At 44.8% G+C, this 21,237-nt stretch carries 20 protein-coding genes and 1 pseudogene; 17 read left to right on the top strand and 4 right to left on the bottom strand.

What is annotated here, in order from left to right; genetic code table 11:
* The first annotated feature begins 12 nt into the window (after positions 1-12).
* The 17 genes and pseudogenes from kdpA to IPJ02_08135 all read left to right on the top strand — a co-directional run bounded on the left by kdpA (position 13) and on the right by IPJ02_08135 (position 16,955).
* A complete protein-coding gene (kdpA, locus tag IPJ02_08215) occupies positions 13-1,713 on the top strand; it encodes a potassium-transporting ATPase subunit KdpA (GenBank protein MBK7375529.1) in 1,701 nt (566 codons plus the stop codon).
* Between the two features lie 15 nt (positions 1,714-1,728).
* Positions 1,729-3,804: a potassium-transporting ATPase subunit KdpB gene (kdpB, locus tag IPJ02_08210; protein MBK7375528.1), complete on the top strand. Its 2,076-nt coding sequence runs from the start codon at positions 1,729-1,731 to the stop codon at positions 3,802-3,804.
* A 52-nt stretch (positions 3,805-3,856) separates the two neighbouring features.
* Positions 3,857-4,420: a K(+)-transporting ATPase subunit C gene (locus IPJ02_08205; protein MBK7375527.1), complete on the top strand. Its 564-nt coding sequence runs from the start codon at positions 3,857-3,859 to the stop codon at positions 4,418-4,420.
* A 23-nt stretch (positions 4,421-4,443) separates the two neighbouring features.
* Entirely contained in the window at positions 4,444-5,529 is a 1,086-nt protein-coding gene (locus tag IPJ02_08200; GenBank protein MBK7375526.1) for a porin, read from the top strand.
* A 3-nt stretch (positions 5,530-5,532) separates the two neighbouring features.
* Positions 5,533-6,657, top strand: a complete 1,125-nt coding sequence (locus tag IPJ02_08195) for a sensor protein KdpD (protein ID MBK7375525.1) — start codon at positions 5,533-5,535, stop codon at positions 6,655-6,657.
* A 1-nt stretch (position 6,658) separates the two neighbouring features.
* Positions 6,659-8,350 carry a PAS domain-containing protein gene (locus tag IPJ02_08190; protein ID MBK7375524.1) on the top strand — a complete coding sequence of 564 codons (1,692 nt, stop codon included), beginning with the start codon at positions 6,659-6,661 and terminating at the stop codon, positions 8,348-8,350.
* 118 nt (positions 8,351-8,468) lie between these two features.
* Positions 8,469-8,954, top strand: a complete 486-nt coding sequence (locus IPJ02_08185) for an aminotransferase class I/II-fold pyridoxal phosphate-dependent enzyme (GenBank protein MBK7375523.1) — start codon at positions 8,469-8,471, stop codon at positions 8,952-8,954.
* Between the two features lie 106 nt (positions 8,955-9,060).
* Positions 9,061-9,663 (top strand): DegT/DnrJ/EryC1/StrS family aminotransferase, encoded by a 603-nt coding sequence (locus IPJ02_08180; protein MBK7375522.1) that lies wholly within the window; start codon positions 9,061-9,063, stop codon positions 9,661-9,663.
* A gap of 77 nt (positions 9,664-9,740) precedes the next feature.
* Positions 9,741-10,396: pseudogene (locus tag IPJ02_08175) on the top strand (sugar transferase).
* 85 nt (positions 10,397-10,481) lie between these two features.
* Complete coding sequence (locus tag IPJ02_08170) at positions 10,482-11,360, top strand: MerR family transcriptional regulator (GenBank protein ID MBK7375521.1); 879 nt, start codon at positions 10,482-10,484, stop codon at positions 11,358-11,360.
* Positions 11,361-11,501: 141 nt separating this feature from the next.
* Complete coding sequence (locus tag IPJ02_08165; GenBank protein ID MBK7375520.1) at positions 11,502-12,002, top strand: RNA polymerase sigma factor; 501 nt, start codon at positions 11,502-11,504, stop codon at positions 12,000-12,002.
* Between the two features lie 107 nt (positions 12,003-12,109).
* Entirely contained in the window at positions 12,110-13,582 is a 1,473-nt protein-coding gene (gene crtI / locus IPJ02_08160; protein ID MBK7375519.1) for a phytoene desaturase, read from the top strand.
* Positions 13,583-13,647: 65 nt separating this feature from the next.
* On the top strand, positions 13,648-14,484 hold the full coding sequence (locus tag IPJ02_08155) for a phytoene/squalene synthase family protein (GenBank protein ID MBK7375518.1): 837 nt from the start codon (positions 13,648-13,650) through the stop codon (positions 14,482-14,484).
* Positions 14,485-14,495: 11 nt separating this feature from the next.
* Positions 14,496-15,017 (top strand): isopentenyl-diphosphate Delta-isomerase, encoded by a 522-nt coding sequence (idi, locus tag IPJ02_08150; GenBank protein MBK7375517.1) that lies wholly within the window; start codon positions 14,496-14,498, stop codon positions 15,015-15,017.
* A 20-nt stretch (positions 15,018-15,037) separates the two neighbouring features.
* The gene (locus IPJ02_08145; protein MBK7375516.1) at positions 15,038-15,727 is read left to right on the top strand and encodes a carotenoid biosynthesis protein; all 690 of its coding nucleotides are present in this window, start codon (positions 15,038-15,040) and stop codon (positions 15,725-15,727) included.
* An 8-nt stretch (positions 15,728-15,735) separates the two neighbouring features.
* Positions 15,736-16,239, top strand: coding sequence for a sterol desaturase family protein (locus IPJ02_08140; GenBank protein ID MBK7375515.1), 504 nt, complete (start codon positions 15,736-15,738; stop codon positions 16,237-16,239).
* 29 nt (positions 16,240-16,268) lie between these two features.
* On the top strand, positions 16,269-16,955 hold the full coding sequence (locus tag IPJ02_08135) for a lycopene cyclase domain-containing protein (GenBank protein ID MBK7375514.1): 687 nt from the start codon (positions 16,269-16,271) through the stop codon (positions 16,953-16,955).
* Here the strand turns inward: IPJ02_08135 and IPJ02_08130 are convergent.
* The 4 genes from IPJ02_08130 to IPJ02_08115 are packed head-to-tail and all read right to left on the bottom strand — an operon-like array spanning position 16,952 to position 21,237.
* Positions 16,952-18,394 carry an AMP-binding protein gene (locus IPJ02_08130; protein ID MBK7375513.1) on the bottom strand — a complete coding sequence of 481 codons (1,443 nt, stop codon included), beginning with the start codon at positions 18,392-18,394 and terminating at the stop codon, positions 16,952-16,954. The genes IPJ02_08135 and IPJ02_08130 overlap by 4 nt on opposite strands.
* 13 nt (positions 18,395-18,407) lie before the next feature.
* Positions 18,408-19,652: an FAD-dependent oxidoreductase gene (locus IPJ02_08125; protein ID MBK7375512.1), complete on the bottom strand. Its 1,245-nt coding sequence runs from the start codon at positions 19,650-19,652 to the stop codon at positions 18,408-18,410.
* Complete coding sequence (locus IPJ02_08120) at positions 19,652-20,968, bottom strand: hypothetical protein (protein MBK7375511.1); 1,317 nt, start codon at positions 20,966-20,968, stop codon at positions 19,652-19,654. Before IPJ02_08120 ends, IPJ02_08125 begins: the two co-directional genes overlap by 1 nt.
* A gap of 23 nt (positions 20,969-20,991) precedes the next feature.
* Positions 20,992-21,237 (bottom strand): hypothetical protein, encoded by a 246-nt coding sequence (locus IPJ02_08115; protein ID MBK7375510.1) that lies wholly within the window; start codon positions 21,235-21,237, stop codon positions 20,992-20,994.

Raw genomic sequence — 21,237 nt, 5'->3', positions numbered from 1 at the left:
AAAAATATAAAAATGAATACAGAAATCTTAGGCGTCCTGTTAATGTACCTGCTCACTGTAGCACTGGCTATTCCATTAGGACGGTATATCGGAAAAGTATTTGAAGGCGACAGAACCTGGCTGGACCGGCTGTTTAATCCTGTTGACAAAACATTCTTTAAGCTTGGGGGTATTGATCCCAAGAAAGAAATGAACTGGAAGCAACACCTCAGCGCTTTACTTACTATCAATCTTATTTGGTTCTTACTGTCCATGTTTGTATTGATGAATATGAGCTGGCTACCACTTAATCCAGATGGTAACCCGTCTATGACTGCGGACCTTGCTTTCAATACATCAGTAAGTTTTGTAACCAATACAAACCTGCAACACTATTCCGGCGAAACCGGGTTGTCGTACCTGGGGCAGTTGATCTTAATGCTATGGCAATTTATCAGCGCCGCTGCAGGTATAGCTATTTGCGCTGTCGTGTTCAGGGCAATGAAGGAAAAGACAACAGATAAACTTGGTAATTTTTATAACTACCTGGTAAGGTCAGCCACAAGAATATTATTCCCGCTGGCTGTTGTTGTTGCTTTGATACTGGCTTTCAACGGTACACCGATGAATTTTGAAGGCAAAGCTCAATATATTTCTATGCAGGGTGATACCGTGAATGTGAGCCGTGGCCCTGCCGCTGCGATGGTTGCTATCAAACAACTCGGAACAAATGGCGGTGGATACTATGGCCCTAACTCTTCTCATCCGTTAGAGAATCCAAATTATTTTACCAATATAGTTGAAGACCTGAGCATCATTTTGATCCCTATTGCGATGGTATTTGCGTTAGGTTATGTTCTTAAAAGGAAAAAAATTGCCTGGATGGTATTTGCTGTGATGACACTTGGTTTTTTACTCCTGCTTTTCAATGCCGTGTATTTTGAAATGAAGGGGAATCCGGCCATCGCAAAAATGGGTATTGCACAACCGCTGGGCAGCATGGAAGGAAAGGAGGTGAGGTTTGGCCCGGCGGCATCTGCGTACTGGGGCGTTACTACAACGGTCACTTCAAATGGTTCTGTAAATTCCATGCACGACAGTTTTACACCCCTGGCGGGCATGAGCGCTTTGTTGGGGATGATGATCAATTCATTTTATGGAGGTGTGGGTGTGGGCTTCCTGAATTTTTACATCTTCATCATCATAGCTGTTTTCATCAGCGGGTTAATGGTAGGAAGAACACCGGAATTTTTAGGCAAGAAGATAGAAGCAAAAGAAATGAAGATCGCTGCCATCATTGCATTACTTCATCCCCTGCTGATCCTTGCAGGTACTGCATTGTCATCTTATTTATATGCACACAACCCTGAGGCCTATGCAGGATGGCTTAACAACCCAGGCAACCATGGCTTCAGTGAAATGCTGTATGAGTTCACTTCTTCTTCCGCCAACAATGGAAGTGGTTTTGAGGGGTTAGGTGATAATACGCCATTCTGGAATATTGCCTGTGGTATCGTAATGCTGCTGGCAAGATTTATACCGATCATTGGCCCGGTTGCTATCGCTGGTATCCTGGCAAAAAAGAAATATATTCCTGAAAGTGCAGGAACATTGAAAACCGATACCGGAACATTTGGTATTATGGTGTTTGTGGTAATATTCATAGTAGCTGCCCTTAGTTTTTTCCCTGCTCTGGCATTAGGTCCCATTGCAGAATATTTTGGAATGAAATAATAAAAAAGAAAAAAAATGTCAATACATAGAAGAACAAATAAACTATTTGAAGGCGCTTTGGTTAACGAAGCGCTGAAGCAATCCTTTGTTAAACTGGATCCACGCATCCAGTTCCGCAACCCGGTGATGTTTACCGTGGAGCTATGTACCATATTTATGCTGGGTGTTTGCATCTGGATAATGAATGGTGAAGCTTCGCAGGGCAGCCTCCTGTACAATATCATTATTACAGCCATATTGCTGCTAACACTTCTGTTTGCCAATTTTGCCGAAGCACTTGCCGAAGCAAGAGGGAAGGCGCAGGCCAATAGTCTGCGTAAAACAAGGGAAGACACTCCGGCCAAGAAAATATTTCCGGTTGGTGAAATGTATGTGAACGAAATGAAGATCGTTCCTTCTTCTCAGCTTGGGAAGGGAGATGTTTTTCTTTGCGAAGCCGGTGATACCATCCCCATGGACGGGGAGATCATTGAAGGGATCGCTACCATTGATGAATCTGCCATTACCGGTGAATCTGCCCCGGTAATACGTGAAAGCGGTGGCGATAAATCTTCTGTGACCGGGGGTACAAAAGTATTAAGCGATAAGATAAAAGTCCGGGTTACTACAGAACCGGGAGAAAGTTTCCTGGATAAAATGATCGCCCTGGTTGAGGGGGCAAGCCGCCAGAAAACACCGAATGAAATTGCACTGACCATTTTACTGGCAGGGTTTACGCTCATCTTTATCATTGTATGCGTTACCTTGAAACCCTTTGGCGATTATGCAAGTACACCCATTACCATTGCTGCCTTCATTTCTTTATTTGTTTGCCTGATACCAACAACCATCGGTGGTTTGTTGTCTGCCATCGGTATTGCAGGAATGGACAGGGCATTAAGGGCGAATGTGATCACAAAAAGCGGTAAGGCGGTTGAAACTGCCGGCGATCTGGACACGTTGCTTTTGGATAAGACAGGCACCATCACTATCGGTAACAGGAAAGCTACGCACTTCTGGCCCGAAAAAGATGTAGATGAAAATGTTTTTGCCGAAGCTTGTGTACTTGCTTCTATGGCAGATGAAACACCGGAAGGAAAATCCATCATTGAACTGGCAGAAACAAAACAGGTAAAAAAACCTTCTTTGCAAAATGATAAAGTAAGGTTTATTCAATTCACTGCCGAAACAAGGAGCAGCGGGATTGACCTGCCTACCGGACAGGCAGGTATGGAGGTTATGAAAATACGTAAAGGCGCTTTTGATGCCATCAGAAATGTGGTATTAAAAGCCGGAAACAGTTTTCCTGCGGATACAGAAGAAAGGGTACGTCTTATTTCTTCAAATGGGGGAACGCCGCTTGTTGTCAGCCAGAATGAAAAAGTAATGGGTGTGATTGAATTACAGGATATCATTAAACCGGGCATACAGGAACGCTTTGAACGTTTGCGTAAAATGGGCGTTAAGACCGTGATGGTAACAGGCGATAACCCGCTTACCGCAAAATTCATTGCAGAGAAGGCAGGCGTGGATGATTTTATTGCCGAAGCCAAACCCGAGGATAAAATGAACTACATTAAAAAAGAGCAACAGGGCGGCAAACTGGTAGCCATGATGGGAGACGGTACCAATGATGCGCCTGCGCTGGCGCAGGCTGATGTTGGCGTTGCGATGAACAGCGGAACTGCTGCTGCCAAAGAAGCGGGCAATATGGTCGACCTGGACAATGATCCCACCAAGCTGATCGAGATAGTAGAAATAGGGAAGCAATTATTAATGACAAGAGGAACTCTGACCACGTTTTCCATTGCTAATGATGTGGCTAAATATTTTGCTATTGTGCCGGCTTTGTTCATTGCTTCTATTCCAGCACTACAGGGGTTGAACATCATGCGGCTGCATAGCCCCGAAAGTGCCATCCTTTCTGCCATCATTTTCAATGCCATTATTATTCCCTTGTTAATCCCGTTGGCTTTAAGAGGGGTGGCTTATAAACCCATTGGTGCATCTTTATTATTAAGAAGGAATTTACTCATTTATGGCGTGGGGGGTATCGTAGTCCCTTTTATCGGTATCAAATTAATTGACCTTTTAGTGAGTATATGGTTCTGATGCCCCTAACCCCTGAAGGGGAACAAGGATTTTAATTTTTAAAATTTATAAAATGAAACAAAATATTCTGCCCGCAATAAGACTTACCCTGGTTTGCATGGTATTCTTTATGGGTATTTATTCTTTATTGATCCTTGCAGGCGCACAGTTGGCGCCTGGTAAAGGGAAAGGTGAAACAGTTACAGCCAATAACCGTGTTGTAGGCTGGAAGTTACTGGGCCAGAAATTCACAGATGATAAATATTTCTGGAGCCGCCCTTCGGCTGTTGATTACAATGCTGCAGGTTCAGGAGGAAGCAACAAAGGCCCCTCCAACCCTGATTATCTGAAACAGGTAAAGGACAGGATAGATAGTTTTTTGGTACACAATCCTGCTGTAAAGAAAGAAGAGATACCCTCTGACCTGGTAACTGCATCCGGTGCGGGCCTTGATCCGCATATCTCTGTACAAGGAGCTTATGTTCAGGTAAAAAGAATTGCAACTGTACGAAATATCCCGGTTGAGACGGTAAACAAACTGGTTGAAAATAATATTGAAAAACCTTTGGCTGGGTTATTCGGAACAAAAAGAGTAAATGTATTACAACTAAATGTCGCATTAGATAAATTAAAATAACAACAGGTAAAAAATTGAGTACAATGAAAAAGATCTTATTAGGAGCTATGCTAATGGCAGGCTTAAATTTATTCGCACAGGATTCTGTTAAAACAGCAGCACCAAACCCTTTCAGCTTCAGCGGTTATGTAGAGGCTTATTACCAATACGACTTTAACAAACCAACTGATAATAACAGGCCCGGTTTTATTTACAGTCATAACCGCCACAACGAATTTAACCTTAACCTGGGTTTTTTAAAAGGCAGTTACAATGCGGAGAGAGTAAGGGCAAATCTTGCTATTGCAGCCGGTACATACATGAATGCAAATTACGCCGCTGAAACAGGGGTATTAAAAAATATTTTCGAAGCCAATGCCGGTTTAAAAATTTCCAAAAAGAAAAATCTCTGGATAGATGCAGGCATTTTTTCATCTCATATTGGTTTCGAAAGCGCTGTGTCAAAAGATTGCTGGACACTCACCAGGAGTATGCTGGCAGATAATTCACCCTATTTTGAAGCAGGCGCTAAACTTACTTATACAAGCAATAATAATAGATGGATCATAAGCGGCCTGCTGTTGAATGGGTGGCAACGGATCAAAAGAGTGGATGGTAATTCATTGATGAGTTTTGGTACGCAGTTGCAATACAAACCCAATACCACAACCACGTTTAATTACAGTACTTTTGTCGGCACCGATAAGCCGGATAGTGCACGCCTGTGGCGTTGCTTTCATAACCTGTATGGTATTTTTAATGTTACCCCTAAGTTTGGCATTACAGCCGGGTTTGATATTGGTTCCGAACAAAAAACAAAAGCTGGGAGTGATTTTAACACCTGGTATTCCCCGGTTTTGATATTGAAATATGCTGTTAATGATAAATGGACTGTTGCTACAAGAGGGGAATATTATGATGACAAGTATGGAGTGATTATCGCCAGCGGTACGCCCAATGGTTTTAAAACAGCGGGCTATTCTGTTAATGTAGATTATGCACCCTTACCGAATGCCGTCATCAGGTTAGAGCTGAGATCGTTGAACAGTAAGGATGATGTTTTTACCAAGGGTAGCGGGATATCTAATAATAATACCTTTGTTACCTCTTCTATTGCAGTAAGTTTTTAAACTATGCCAGAACAGGAAAAAAATGCACAACAATTTTTAGACCTTATCCGCAAAAGCCGGCGGGGGAAGTTTAAAATTTACATTGGCATGAGTGCCGGTGTAGGCAAAACTTTCCGCATGCTTCAGGAAGCGCAAACCCTGTTGCGCAACGGTATTGATGTTAAGATCGGGTATATAGAAACACATGGCCGGAAAGAGACCCAGGCCTTAATGGAAGGCTTACCTGTTATTCCACGGAGAAAATTATTTTATAAAGGAAAAGAACTGGATGAATTCGATGTGCAAGCCGTAATGAACCTGCACCCGGAAGTGGTGATCGTGGATGAACTGGCCCATACCAATATTGAAGGAAGTAAGAATGAAAAACGCTGGCAGGATGTTATGGATATACTGGATGCCGGCATCAATGTAATCAGTGCCGTTAACATCCAGCATATTGAAAGTCTGTATCAGGATGTGAAAGAAATAACCGGCATTGATGTTGCCGAACGCATTCCGGATATTGTACTGCAACAGGCCGATGAAGTGGTGAACATTGACCTTACTGCCGATGAACTGGTAACAAGATTAAGAGAGGGAAAAATTTATACGGCCGATAAGATTGAACGGGCCTTACAGAATTTCTTCCAGAGCGAAAAGATACTTCAGTTACGGGAACTGGCATTAAAGGAAGTGGCCTCACAGGTGGAACGGAAAATTGAAACAGAACTCCCCCGCAGCGCACACCTGAAGGCGGAACGTTTCCTGGCCTGCATCAGCAGCAATCATGAGATAGCTAAAAAGGTCATCCGGAAAACGGCCCGGCTGGCCTCCTATTATAACAGCAAGTGGTACCTTTTGTACGTGCAAACACCGAAGGAGGAAGGAGATAAAATAGGCCTGGCGGCGCAAAGGCACCTGATCAATAACTTTAAACTGGCAACAGAACTTGGTGCAGAAATAATAAGAATAAAAAGCAGCAATATTGCCAAAGGGATTTTTGAAGCAACTACCCAAAAAGAGATCACCACCATCTGCATCGGCAAACCGCACCTGAACCTGTTCAATGTGATCATGAACACCACCGTATTCAATCAATTGCTGAACAAACTGTCTGCCGCAGATATAGACATCGTAATTTTATCGTAGCATGAAACTGAAAACAAAATTATCGCTTGGTCTGTCGTTCCTGTTTGTGGTAATACTGATATTCGGTATCCTGGGTATATTTTATATCAACCGGCTGAGCAATGATGCAGAAAAAGTGCTGAAGAATAATCACGAATCACTGGTATACAGCAATAATATGCTCAGGGCGCTGGAAGACATTCCGGCACGGTCCGCAGCCATTAAAATATTTGAGGATAATTTAAAAAAACAGGAAGCGAATATAACCGAGCCGGGCGAATTTGAAGCCACCAGCCAGGTACGTACCCATTTTGCGGAATTGCTTGCTTCGTCCATGGATTCTTCCACTTACCTGCAGATAAGAAAGGGGCTTCATGTGATCAATGACCTTAACCAAAAAGCGATCCTTGACAAGAACAGCGTAGTGCAGAGGAACGCCGCTGACGCAAAACTCTGGCTCACCGTTATCTTTTCTGTTCTCTTCCTGATCACCATTACCTTCATTTATAATTTTCCGGCAGTCATATCAGATCCCATCACAAAACTGACAGACGGTATCGTGGAGATCGCCGGTAAAAATTACAGCAAACGGATATACCTTAACCAAAAGGATGAATTTGGTGAATTGGCCAATGCTTTCAACAGCATGGCCGAAAAACTGGATCAATATGAACGAAGCAGCCTGGCCCAGCTACGCTTTGAAAAAAGCCGGATCGAAACCATCATCAACCAGATGAAAGACGGGATCATCGGGCTTGACAAAAAGAAGCATATACTTTTTTTAAATGCGGTGGCCGAACGGTTGCTGGGTGTTAAACAGGCCGATGTACAAGGCCGGTATTCGGCAGATGTAGCGGTGAGCAACGACCTGATGCGCACCCTGCTGCAGGAGAACGGTAAAAAGGAACTGAAAATATATGCCGACGAAAAGGAGAGCTATTTCAGTAAGGATGTACTGAATGTAAAGAACAACGATGAAGTCATAGGCCAGGTGATCGTGCTGAGGAATATCACTCCCTTTCATGAACTGAATGAAGCAAAGACAAATTTCATTGCCACCGTTTCACATGAACTGAAAACCCCGATCTCTTCCATAAAAATGAGTGCACAGCTGCTTAATGATAACCGGGTGGGAAATCTAAATGAAGAACAGGCAGAACTTATCAAAAGTATCTCCGATGATTCGGACCGCCTGCTGAAAATCACCAGTGAGTTGTTGAATATGAGCCAGGTGGAGACCGGCAACATACAACTGAAATTACAACCCGCAAGTCCGGTTGAAATTGTGCAGCAGGCTGTGGAAGCCGTGCAGTTCAAAGCACAGCAAAAAAAGATCGCCATTCATATCCTGGCACAGGATAAGCTGCCACCGGTATATGCAGATGTGGAAAAAACCTCCTGGGTTTTAATAAATCTGCTGACCAACGCGATCAAGTACTCGCCGGAATCATCTTCTATAGAATTAATGGTGAACCTGAATGAAAACAAAATTGAGTTTGCTGTACAGGATCACGGGAAGGGAATTGATGAGAAATACCAGCCTAAACTGTTTGACCGGTATTTTAAGGTGCCGGGTACACAGGAGCGGACAGGAACGGGGCTTGGACTTGCCATTTCAAAAGAGTTTATTGAAGCACAGGGCGGAAGTATCGGGGTGAAAAGTGAAATAGGCGCTGGAAGCCGGTTCTCTTTTTTGTTGAACAGTGCCGCTTGAAAATCATTTGCCATAGATTAGTTGATCTGGTCTTTAGGCCGGAGCATTTTTTTTTAATAGGTTTGCACAGCAATAATAAACCGGGCCCGGGGTCCGTTTATCACAAAACCCAAAGACTATGCTTTTACTCAGTGGCCCGAACATGGCCGGCAACGAATGGAAATATGTAAAGGATTGTCTGGATACCGGCTGGGTAAGCAGCGTGGGCGCTTATGTGGACCAGTTTGAGAAAATGAGCGCTGAATTCGCCGGCACCAAATATGCTGTTGCCACCAGCAGCGGTACAACCGCCCTGCACATATGCCTCATCATGCTGGGGGTTAATGAAAAGGATTATGTGATCACTCCCAATATTACCTTCATCGCCACCTGCAATTCCATTAAATACACCGGTGCCAACCCGATCCTGGTAGATACCGATCCCGGTTCCTGGCAAATGGACCTGGACCTGCTGGAAGAATTCCTGTCAACCCAAGACAGAACAACGCAACGGGGTATGTCATTACAAAAAAGATGGCCGCAGAATTCCCGTCATTATGCCCGTGCATGTGCTGGGCAACATGTGCGATATGGACAGGCTGATGGCATTGGCCAAACAGCATAACCTGACCTGGTGGAAGACAGTACCGAGGCATTGGGTTCTTATTATAAAGGTAAACATGCAGGCAGTTTTGGCTTGAGTAGGCACATTCAGCTACAATGGGAATAAGATAATCACCACCGGCGGCGGCGGCATGATCGTTACCAATGATGAAGTATTGGCAAAAAAAGCCAAGCATTTAACCACGCAGGCCAAGAGTGACCCGTTTGAATATGTACATGATGAGATCGGTTATAATTACCGCCTGGTGAATGTGGCAGCTGCTATGGGCGTGGCACAAATGGAATTATTGCCCGGCTTTATAAAGCGCAAACACGAAGTGATGGATTTTTATAAAAAGGAACTGGCAGGAGTGGGGGATATAAAATTCCAGCAGGTAAATAAGGATGTAAACCCCAATTGCTGGCTGCCGACCATCATGACGGACAGCCAAAAAGCGGTACTGAAGATCCTGAACGATCATAAGATGCAGAGCCGCCCTTTTTGGGTACCGATGAACCAGTTGAGGATGTTCAAAGACAATATTTTTTATAACAAAGACAACCGGTCGGATTATGTTTACCAGCGTTGTTTAAGTATTCCCTGTTCAACAAATATTACGGACGAACAACTGAAAGCTGTTTGTGATAAGATAAAAGAAGTGTTTAAACGGATGCTGGATGCCGGATGCAAGATACAGGATACAGGATACCAGATGCCGGATACAAGATGAAGTGTCTATCCTGAATCCTTTATCCCGAATCCTGCATCTTGCATCCTGAATCCCGAATCAGCATGATCAATAAAAGTATGTACAACTTCATTAAGCGCATAATAGATATTCTTATCGCAACCATTGCTCTCATTCTTCTTTCCCCCATTCTAATTCCATCCATCATTATATTATTGCTTACCGGTGAGCACGAGGTTTTTTATTTTCAGAAAAGGGTTGGCTATAAGAACCGTCTTTTCAATATCTGGAAGTTTGCCACCATGGTAAAGAACAGTCCGAATATCGGGACGGGTGAGATCACGTTGCGCAACGATCCCCGGGTAACTCCTTTTGGGAAGCTGTTACGCATGACCAAAGTAAATGAACTGCCACAGATCATAAATGTATTTACAGGGGATATGAGCATTGTAGGTCCGAGGCCGTTGATGGAAGTAAGTTTTAAGCTCTATCCCGAAGAGGTGCAGAAACGGATCTACCATTGTAAGCCGGGCATGAAGGGTATCGGCTCACTCATTTTCAGGATGAGGAAAAGATTGTATCCGAAGCAGCAGATCCCAAAGCGATGTATGCAGCCATTTACCCATATAAAGGGGCATTGGAACTCTGGTACCAGGCCAATGCGTCATTGTACACCGACTTCATGATCATATTCCTTACTGCCTGGTCGATCCTTTTTCCCGGGAATAAGCTGGTGGAAAAGGTTTTCAAAGACCTGCCGCCCCGCAGTTTCTGATTTGTTCTGTTGTCTTTATTGAAAGTTTTTTCGGGATTGTTTAAACAATCTGCCGGGGCATTTGTAATATCAAAAACAACCGGAAATGCATTCGTTCACGATCAAGGACCTGGAAAATCTATCGGGCATCAAGGCCCACACCATCCGTATATGGGAGCAGCGCTATACGTTCTTAAGACCCGGCCGTACCGGTACCAATATCCGCTTTTACAGCGCCGAGGAATTAAAGATGATCTTAAATGTTGCCCTGCTGAATAAATATGGTTTCAAGATATCTCATATTGACCGGATGAATGAGGCCGAGATAAAGGAAAGGATACTTTCACTGAATCAACTGGAAGCCCAGCAGGAAAGGATTGTGAATACACTTATCCAGAATATGGTGGACCTTGACATGGATAGTTTTGAAAACACCCTGAATAATTTTATAGCGGTCAGGGGAGTTGAAAAAACGATCCTCCAGATCATTTTCCCTTACCTGGAGAAAATAGGCATATTGTGGATGACCAATCACATTAACCCGGCACAGGAACACCTGGTGAGCAATATCATCCGTCAGAAACTGATTGTTGGAATTGATAATATCAGCAACCGGGTGAAGGTTAATAAAACGGTCCTTCTTTTTTTGCCGGAAGGCGAGTATCACGAACTGGGACTTTTATTCATGAACTACCTGCTTAAGAACAGGGGGGTTGATACCATTTACCTGGGTTGCAGCATTCCGGCCAATGATGTTGATTATGTGGTGAAACTGAAAAAGCCGGACTATTTGTATACGCATTTAACCACTGTGGGTCCCAAATTCAATCTCGATAAATTCATCTCAAACCTTAATAAGAAAATTACCGCCACTCCCATCATAATATCCGGGCAGTTGACCCATACTTACGAAAAGAAGCTCTTACCTCCCATTCATTTTAAAAAGTCATATACCGAGGTGATGGAGTTTGTATCCGGCCTGTAAACCCAAACTACCATTTGGCTCCCGGCAGATAACCCGTTGATATACAATATGTTTAATTTTTAACAAAAAATATTAAACAAAAACTCTTTTTTCCCAGAACAATTTGTTTAGCTTTACGGTTAATAAGTTAAACAAACTGTTATGTCTACCATAGAATTCAACCAGGTGCTGATCCATAACTCAGATTACCTAAAGCCATTTGCCATGACCTTGACCCGGGATTCAGAATCTGCAAAAGACCTGGTGCAGGAAACCCTTTACCGGGCGCTTGCCAACAAAGAAAAGTACCTGGATGGGACCAATATCAAGGCCTGGCTATATACCATCATGCGCAATATTTTCATCAATAACTACCGGCGCAGCGCAAAGCAAAACACCATTTTTGATAATACACCAAACGATTTCCTGCTGGACCATAACCAGTTCAGCACGGTGAACGCCGCTGAAACAAATCTTTCCGTGAAGAATATCTATGAAGCAATTCATCAATTGCCCGAGATCTTCAAAACACCTTTTCAGCTGTATTTTGAAGGATATAAATATCATGAGATAGCCCTGGTTTTGAAAGAACCGCTTGGCACAATAAAAAGCAGGATACATTTTGCCCGTAAACTGCTGAAACAACAACTGGAACGGTTCTGATCCTAGTCTGACGTCTCGTATGACCAGCAAACTAAACAGACCTAGTAATTTCAATAATACCCATTGCCACGGTGTACAATTAAAACCAATAGCCTTATTTTCGCACTTTGAAACGAGTAGTAATCATAGGAAGTGGCTTTGCAGGCCTGTCCGCCGCTGCCTTTATGGCCAAAGCCGGCTGGGATGTGACCGTACTTGAAAAGCAAAGTACTCCCGGGGGCAGGGCCAGGCAGTTAAAAGCAGATGGATTCACCTTTGATATGGGCCCAAGCTGGTACTGGATGCCCGATGTGTTTGAGCGCTATTTCAACTGTTTTGGTAAAAAGGTTGCTGACTATTACGAACTGGAAAGACTGGAACCATCCTACCGTATTTACTGGAAAGACGGTAAATCCGATATACCGGCCGACTATAATGAATTAAAGAAGTTATTTGAAAGTATTGAACCGGGCAGTGGCGAAAAACTGGACCGGTTCCTGGAAGAAGCAGCTTACAAGTACGAGGTTGGGATCAACAAACTGGTGTACAAACCCGGCCAGTCATTAACGGAGTTCTTAGACTGGGATACCATCAAAGGAGTTTTTAAGCTGGATGTATTCACCTCCATCGACAAGCACATCCGTAAGTTCTTCAAACATCCGAAGCTGAGGCAGTTGATGGAATTCCCGGTATTGTTCCTGGGTGCATTGCCAAAAGATACTCCTGCTTTATACAGCCTGATGAACTATGCTGATATTAAACTGGGCACCTGGTATCCCAAAAAAGGAATGTATGCCGTGGTGGAGGGAATGCATAAGCTGGCAGAGGAACTGGGAGTGAAATTTGTGTTTGATTGCAATGTTACGGTGATAAATGTTGACCAGGCCATGGCTAATAAAGTAGTGGCAGAAGGAAACAGAAGCTTTGATGCCGATGTGGTGATCGGGGGCGCTGATTATCATTTTGTAGAAAGCAAACTCCTTCCGGAAAACTACCGCAGGTACAGTGACCGGTACTGGGAAAAAAGGTTAATGGCGCCCAGTTGCCTGCTGTATTACATAGGACTGAATAAGAAAACAGAAGGAGTGCCGCATCACTCATTGTTCTTTGACGCCGATTTTGATGTACACGGTAAGGAGATCTATACAACCAGGCAATGGCCCACTGATCCGTTGTTCTACCTGTCTGTATCTTCGGTAACGGATGAAACGGTGGCGCCTGCCGGCTGTGACAATATGGTTTTCCTGATCCCGGTTGCTGCCGGACTGGAAGCTGATACAGAAGAACTGAGAGAAAGATATTTTCAAAAGATACTGGCCCGGTTCGAGGAAAAGACAGGTCAGCAGATACGGAATAACATCGTGTATAAAAAAAGCTATTCGATAAGCAACTTTGTAACCGATTACAATTCGTTCAAAGGCAATGCGTATGGTTTGGCCAATACCCTGATGCAAACGGCAATTTTCAGGCCTTCGTGCAGGAGTATTAAAATAAAAAACTTATTTTACACCGGTCAATTAACGGTTCCGGGTCCCGGGGTACCTCCAAGCCTGATCAGTGGCGAGGTGGTCGCTAAAGAGATCCAGAAACATTTTGGCTGACCCGGTTGTTGTTTTTTGAGGAAGAGCAGTTAACCTATTGAGAAAATAAAAACAAGTAAACGGAAATGATAAAACTTTTCCATGATGTAAGTCAGCAATGCAGTAAAGCGGTTACTGAAAAATACAGCACTTCTTTCAGCAGTGCTATCCGCTTATTGCACCCCGACCTGCGTACCCCCATCTATAATATTTACGGCTTTGTACGCTTTGCTGACGAGATCGTAGACACGTTTCATCAATACAGGAAGGAAGAACTGCTTACCGAGTTCAGGAAGGATACCTATGCCGCTATTGAACGGGGAATAAGCCTGAACCCCATCTTGCACAGTTTCCAGATCACCGTGAGGGAATATAATATCAGCCATGACCTGATTGATGCTTTTTTCAACAGCATGGAAATGGACCTGAGCAAAACGGCTTACAACAGCCATGGTTATAAAGAGTACATATACGGCAGTGCCGAAGTGGTGGGCCTGATGTGCCTGTATGTTTTTTGTGAAGGGGATAAGAACATGTACAACGATCTGAAACCTGCTGCCCAGGCCCTGGGAGCCGCTTTCCAGAAAGTTAATTTCCTGCGGGATGTGAAAGCAGACTACGAACAGCTCAACCGGTCGTATTTCCCCGAAGTGGATTTCAAGAATTTTACACCCGGCATGAAAAGGCAGATCGAGGAGGATATTAACCAGGATTTTGAAAATGCGTACGAGGGTATACTGAACCTGCCCAGTAAGGCAAGGTTTGGTGTATATGTGGCTTACAAATATTATTTATCCCTGTTCAAAAAAATAAAACGTACCACGCCCGCAAATATCCTGGAACAAAGGATACGCATACCAAACTACGGCAAAGCCTATATCGTTGCCAAAGCAGGATTGAGGAGTCAGTTGAATTTATATTAACCAACAATTGTATGGATGTTATTCTGGTAGATGAGCAGGATCAGCCTGTTGGCAGCATGGAAAAAATGGAAGTTCATCAAAAAGCCCTGTTGCACAGGGCTTTCAGCATTTTTATTTTTAACAGCCGGGGCGAAATGCTGCTGCACAAACGGGCCGATAAAAAATACCACAGCGCCGGCCTCTGGACGAACGCCTGCTGCAGCCATCCCCGGCCCGGGGAAGATACCCGGGCAGCGGCAGAAAAAAGACTGCATGAAGAAATGGGGATTGTAACCCCGCTTAATAAAGCGTTTGATTTTGTTTACAGGGCCGGTTTTGATAACGGGTTAACGGAATACGAGTTTGACCACGTTTTTGTAGGGGCTTACAATGGGGAGATATTTCCCGATGATGAAGAAGTAAGCGATTACTGCTTTAAAACAATTGACGAGATAAAAAGCTCCATCCAATCCCATCCGCAGAAATATACCGAGTGGTTCAAGATTGCTTTTCCAAAGATGGAAGCGTATCTTGAAACTGCTTCTTTCCGTTAATTTTTAGAACCCGACACGTATTGAACAGGTTTACGAAACAGGATATTGCCACAGCCATTGCTGTTTTTTTTCATGCCGTTGGTTTGACCGGCCTGCTTTATTACGACAAGGCATTCTTCATTGCGGCAACCCCTTTCAATTTACTGCTTTCATTGGCCCTCCTGCTCTGGACACAAAAGGAGAAGAATTTCCAGTTTTTTCTTTTTTTTCTTGCCTGTTTTGTGGTGGGATTCCTGGCAGAAGTGATCGGTGTAAATACCGGAATGCTTTTCGGGGAATATGCCTATGGTGATGTGCTTGGGTATAAGATACAGCAGGTTCCGGTATTGATCGGCGTCAACTGGTTCCTCATTATCTATTGCTGCGGTATCAGTATTCACACCCTGCTGATGAAAGCGGTGAACCGCCTGGCAGCCGGAACCGGGGAACCTCCTAAAACATTAAAGGCCCTTTCGGTAATTATTGATGGCGCCACCCTGGCCGTTTTCTTCGACTGGCTCATGGAACCGGTGGCCGTAAAACTCGGATATTGGACCTGGGGAGGAGATGGTTCCATACCATTTTTTAATTACCTGTGCTGGCTCGGGGTAAGCCTGCTGCTGCTGGCTGTATTTCATTTTACAAAATTCAGCAAACAAAACAAATTCGCTGTAAATTTGTTATTGATCCAGATGATGTTTTTCCTTTTACTCAGGACCTTTTTGAAATAGAGAATCAAATGAACTGGTTTTTATACATAGCGATCACATTAACCACTTTCATTCTTATGGAAGGATTTACCTGGTGCCTTCACCGGTATGTGATGCATGGATTTGGCTGGTACCTGCATAAAGACCATCACGAGAAAGGACCCGGTTTTTTTGAGAAGAACGATGCCTACTTCCTCATTTTTGCCATACCAAGCTGGTTGCTCATCATGCTGGGGGTGATGTATAAACAATACTGGATGATCTCTATCGGCGCCGGGTTCACCCTGTACGGACTGGCTTACTTCCTGGTGCATGAAGTGATCATCCACCAGCGCATCAAATGGTTTACCCGGAGCAACAACACCTATGTACGTGCCATACGCTGGGCACATAAAATGCACCATAAGCACCTCGACAAAGAAGAAGGCGAAAGTTTTGGTATGCTGTGGGTACATAAAAGGTACTGGGACAAAGTGAGAGAGGACAAAAAAAGAAATGCAAAACAAATGCAGGTTTCCGAAACCGCTCACTGACCAACCCTTCGCACCAGACATTCCCGGCATTGAACAACCACTACATATATTTCCTCATCCTGGCAGCATCCATTACCGGGCCCCTGGCATTGAGTTTCGATAAGAAAGTGGCATTCTATAAGAACTGGAAATACCTTTTCCCGGCCATGCTCTTTCCTGCCATCCTGTACATTGCATGGGATATGTACTTCACCTCAAAAGGCGTATGGAGTTTTAATGAAGCGTACATAACCGGGATAAAGATCATAAACCTTCCCCTGGAAGAAGTGCTTTTCTTTCTGATCGTTCCCTACTGCTGTGTCTTCATTTATGCCTGTATAAGAAGTTATTTCCCCCGGCTGAAGGAGAAAAAACAGGCGGATCATTTTTTGATGGGACTGGCAGCCGTTTTGCTGATTACCGGGGTGCTTTATCATGATAGATACTATACCGGCTGGACATTCATCCTGAACGGCGTTTTCATCTTCAGCCTCTATCTTTTCAGGAATTATTTTAAAGGGTTTGATGCGCTTCCCTTTTTGATCTCCTACGCGGTTTGCCTTATTCCCTTTTTGATCGTGAATGGGTTTCTTACTGCCATACCCGTTGTTTTGTACAACGATGCGGAAAATCTCGGTATCCGCATCCATACTATTCCGGTTGAGGATGTATTTTACGGAATGCTGCTGGTGCTGATGAATATTGTTATTTATGAAAAACGGAAGGCAGGTAATTAATGCCGCTGTAATTTTCCACTACCCGTCATTGGCAACGAATCAACGATCTTTATCCGCTGTGGTGCTTTAAAAGCGGAAAGGCGTTTTTTGCAATAGGTTAAAATATCTTCGGGATCAAGCGTTGCCCCTTCCTGTAAAACAAGTTCGGCCTCAATGATCTGTCCCATCAGCGGGTGGGGGCTGCTGCTGATACGGGCCTGCTTCACCTGGGGGATCGTTTCCAGCACCGCTTCCACTTCTTCGGGAAACACTTTCAGTCCCGATACATTGATGACCGATTTGGAACGGCCTTCGATCTTTATCAGCCCATCGGCAGTTTTGGATGCAAGGTCAGCCGTCAGGAAATATCCATTCTTTAAAACCTCATTGCGAAGTGCAGGCGGTACAAGATAGGCATCAAACATACCGGGTCCTTTAATGCCCAGTTGTCCAATATGCCCTGTTGGCAAAGGCTGGTCATTGTCATCCAGTATGTCAACGGTATATCCCGGCACGGCATAACCAACCGCTTCGGGATGTTCGGCAGATCTTACATAGTTGAGTATCGGCAAACCGATCTCAATGATTCCGTATGCCTGGCTTACGTCAATATGAAACCGTTCTTTAAATGCTTTGCACACTTCCGTTGAAATGGCGGCAGATGTTGAGATCACCTTTTTCAATGAAGGCATTTGTTCTTTGCCCGGATCACCGGCCAGTAATTTTATCTGCAGGGGAGAAGCGTAGAGCAATGTTCCTTTATGCCGGTTGCAGCTGTCAATGATATTCTTTGCCAGGAAATCTTTTGCTACGGCAATGGCTGTTCCGAATTTCACATAAAGCACAATGGAAACCATGAAGTGATAGGCCATGGGCAGCACCCAGATCACCGTGTCGTTGCTGCCCAGTTCCAGGCCTTTGTTGGCAGCGGTTATCCGCTCCAGCACCGACTGGTGGGAAACAATGACCCCTTTTGATTTACCGGTAGTGCCGGAAGTGAAACGGATGAATGCCGGCTGGTTCACGAACGGGGCAAAGGCAACCGATTCGTGGATGTTGGTATAACTGAAGCGGAATGAACCCTGCTGTAAGGGAATGACGGTTTCAATGGTATCCAGCGGTTGTATCCCGGAGCGGTCGTCCAGGATAGCATGCAGTTTTGCATCTTTAAGAATATCATCCACCTCCGGCTTTTTTAAAAGCGGCGACATGGGCATCACGGCAGCGCCGCAACCCACTGCGGCAAAAATGCCGGTGATAAAACTCCGCCCGTTGGCTGCCATCACGCCAATACCCATACCTTCTTTGATCCCCATCTTAAGCAGGTGACCGCGGAGTTCTTCTGTTTCGGTGAAAAGTTGCTGGAAACTGATCATTCCCAGGTCATCATATACGGCGGGATTGTTGGGCCATTTTCCGGCAGCCTCTTTCAGGATCTCATACACAGGCAGTTGCTTCATCCTGCGAAAATACTTACAATTGGCCGTTTTGTACCTGTTTTACTGCTTCGTTTTGTGAAAGGCCCAGGGCAGATGCTGCTGCAAGAGAACCGGCGGCATAGCCGGTTTGCAGGCATATTCCCATTACCCGTGCACTGGCAATGGCGCTTTCGGTTGCGGAGATATTCCTTCCGGCAAAAAATAAATTTGATATGCTGTCCGACTGCAGGCAGGCTGCGGGAACCTGGTAAAAATCATGCTCTGCAAAATAACGCATACTTACCCGGCGGTGCTGTATCCACTCTTCAATGGGCCAGGCGGCATTGGCAACGCCATCTTCAAATTTTCTGCACTGAAGAACATCGTCTTCGGTAAGCAGGTATTTACCTACGCTTCGTTGCCCGGTTCGTACACCCACTTCAGGCGCAATATGCTGTATGCGTGCCTGTTTGAACGCAGCAACATTTTTCACCAGGAATTTTGAAAGGTTGTCAACAAAACTGAGGGCAACTGTTTTCAGTTCCTGCAGGTTGCCGGATGCATAGGTTACCGGTAACGGGATCCCTACTTTCAGGCTCACACAATTATTCCGCAATGATCCCTGCACAACATAAACCCGGTCATAAAAATCCGGAAGGATATCGTTATCAATCGCGGCTCTCAATGCCTTCATCATGATGAGGCCCAGGCGGGATTCATTATCTTCTGCAACGCCTTCCATGGTAAAAAGCTGGGCAGCCGCCTGGTAATTGGTTGTTTTGATAAGGGGCAGACCGGCTGCATTGCTTATTACACTGTCGCCGGAACAATCGATGAGCGATCTTAAAAAAATAGTGACTGGTTTGCCGTCCGCAATGGCCGAAACAGCGGTTATCTTTTCATTTTCCGTCTCCACATTTTTTAAAACAGCGTTGAAGTGAACGGTGATATTATCCTGGCTGAGTAACTGCAGGCATATTTCCTTGAACGCTTCAATAGTATAGGGCAGGTAATGCAATCCCTCCGGATTGTGCAATGGTTTTGTGCCGGATTTTTCCTGGAGCATTTCGGCAAATTCCTTTGCAAAACCTTTTACCACATATTCGGCATTTTCCGTTTTGCTGAAATGATACAGGCCACAAACGGTTCCCACTTCGGAAGCGGTTGCTTTTCCGCCTAAAAAAGCATTGCGTTCGATCAGGGTCACTTTCAGTCCTTTCCGGGATGCCGCTACAGCAGCTGCAATTCCGGCGGAGCCACCCCCCAGCACAACGATGTCGGTATGTTCAACAGTTTCCATTAATGATCGGCTGTCAGTATTTGTTTAATCCGGTGCTCAATAAAATCCAGGTCTCCGTCATGGATGATGTCGGGTGAGTAAGCGATGTTCACACTCAGTTCGTCATCATGCTTCAGAAATACAAATGTAAGGCCTGGCGGAAAAGTAAGCGCCGGTATCATATGGATGTCACGGATGGGTTCGCCGAACAGGGAATGCAGGTTATTGAAATTATCGCCGGTGGACGTGTACAGGAAACTGGCGAACACGCCCTTGCCCGTCTTGCTTATCAGGAAGTAATATAACCAGAGCGGAACATGGCGCATCATGTTGAGGAACATTGTGTACCGCTGCGGGATGCCTTCCTTTACCTGCTCCATCATCTGCGCACTTAAATATTTCACTGTTTGCGATACGCTCCCCAGCTCCTGTTGCGGGATCCGGTAAAACAAGAAGGATACACAGTTTGATATCAGGGGGCCGGTAGCGCCTTTCAGCCTGCCATCGTATGGCACGGGCAGCCACAGGTCGCCCGATTTATTTTTCTGGCGGCTGAGCTGGTTGATGATGTGCGAACAACAGGCAATGAGGTATAAGGTTGGTCCGAACCGGCTGCCTGCTTTAAAAGCATTGTCATTTATTTTTTTTGTTTCAGCCGTATTGAATGAAATGACCTTGGCGGCCGTAATACCGCCTTCGCTTTTTACTTTTTTACTGGCAACAGAGCAAACGGGGGGCCTGGCAGAATTCTGCACAAAGCTTTTCACTTTGTACATATTCCGGATGTAGGTTACGATACCTGTCCTTTTTTCGGGCCCCGGGAAAAAAAGACCGAAGTCCTGTGTTTTATTTTCCGACAGCTGATTTAAATGTTCGAACAGCAGGGTGGTCCCTTTTGCATCCAGCAGGATATGGTTCCACGAGATTACAAAAGCACATGCGCCGGAAGGATAATGCACCAGGTCTGCTTCAATGAAACGTTCAGACCGGGTGGTGATGTCACGGGCAAGGATCTCCGCGGGTATCTCATTTTCGACGGCTGTATGATGTTCCCGGGAAATAATTTCGTTGCCCTTGTCGGTATATTCCCAGAAGGGTTTCTGGAACAGCAGCCCTTCACAAAGCCGGATATTGCAAAGCCAGTAGATGACCGGGGAACTTTTCAGGAGACGGTCAATTTTTTCAAACGACAAGGGTTTGTTGAAGTAAAAGACCTTACGCATCACATTGCCGCCGGCCCCGTGTTTCTGTGCGTGTTTATCCAGCACCAGGTGAAAGCAATCGGCACCGCTCAGGATCACTTTTTTGGGAAGCAGGTGTTTGTTGAAAGATTGCATAGCGGTTGATTCTTTATGGCAGGTCAGGGCATCAGCTCCTGCACCGTGGCAGCCAGCGACCGGATTGTTTTGAAATTTTCAGGCACCAGTTTGTCATCAGGAATGGCGGTACCGTATTTGCGCTCAATGAACAAAATGATCTCCACGGTTGAAAAGGAATCGATGCCGGCGCTTTTGAGGTCGGTATCGGCATCAATTTTAACGGATGCATCCAGGATGTTCTTTTCAATATATCTTTTTATATCTTCTATGATGATCTGCTGGTTCAT

It is taken from the genome of Chitinophagaceae bacterium (genome assembly GCA_016710165.1).
Taxonomy (GTDB): domain Bacteria; phylum Bacteroidota; class Bacteroidia; order Chitinophagales; family Chitinophagaceae; genus Ferruginibacter.
This window is presented reverse-complemented; position numbering and strand designations above follow the sequence as displayed.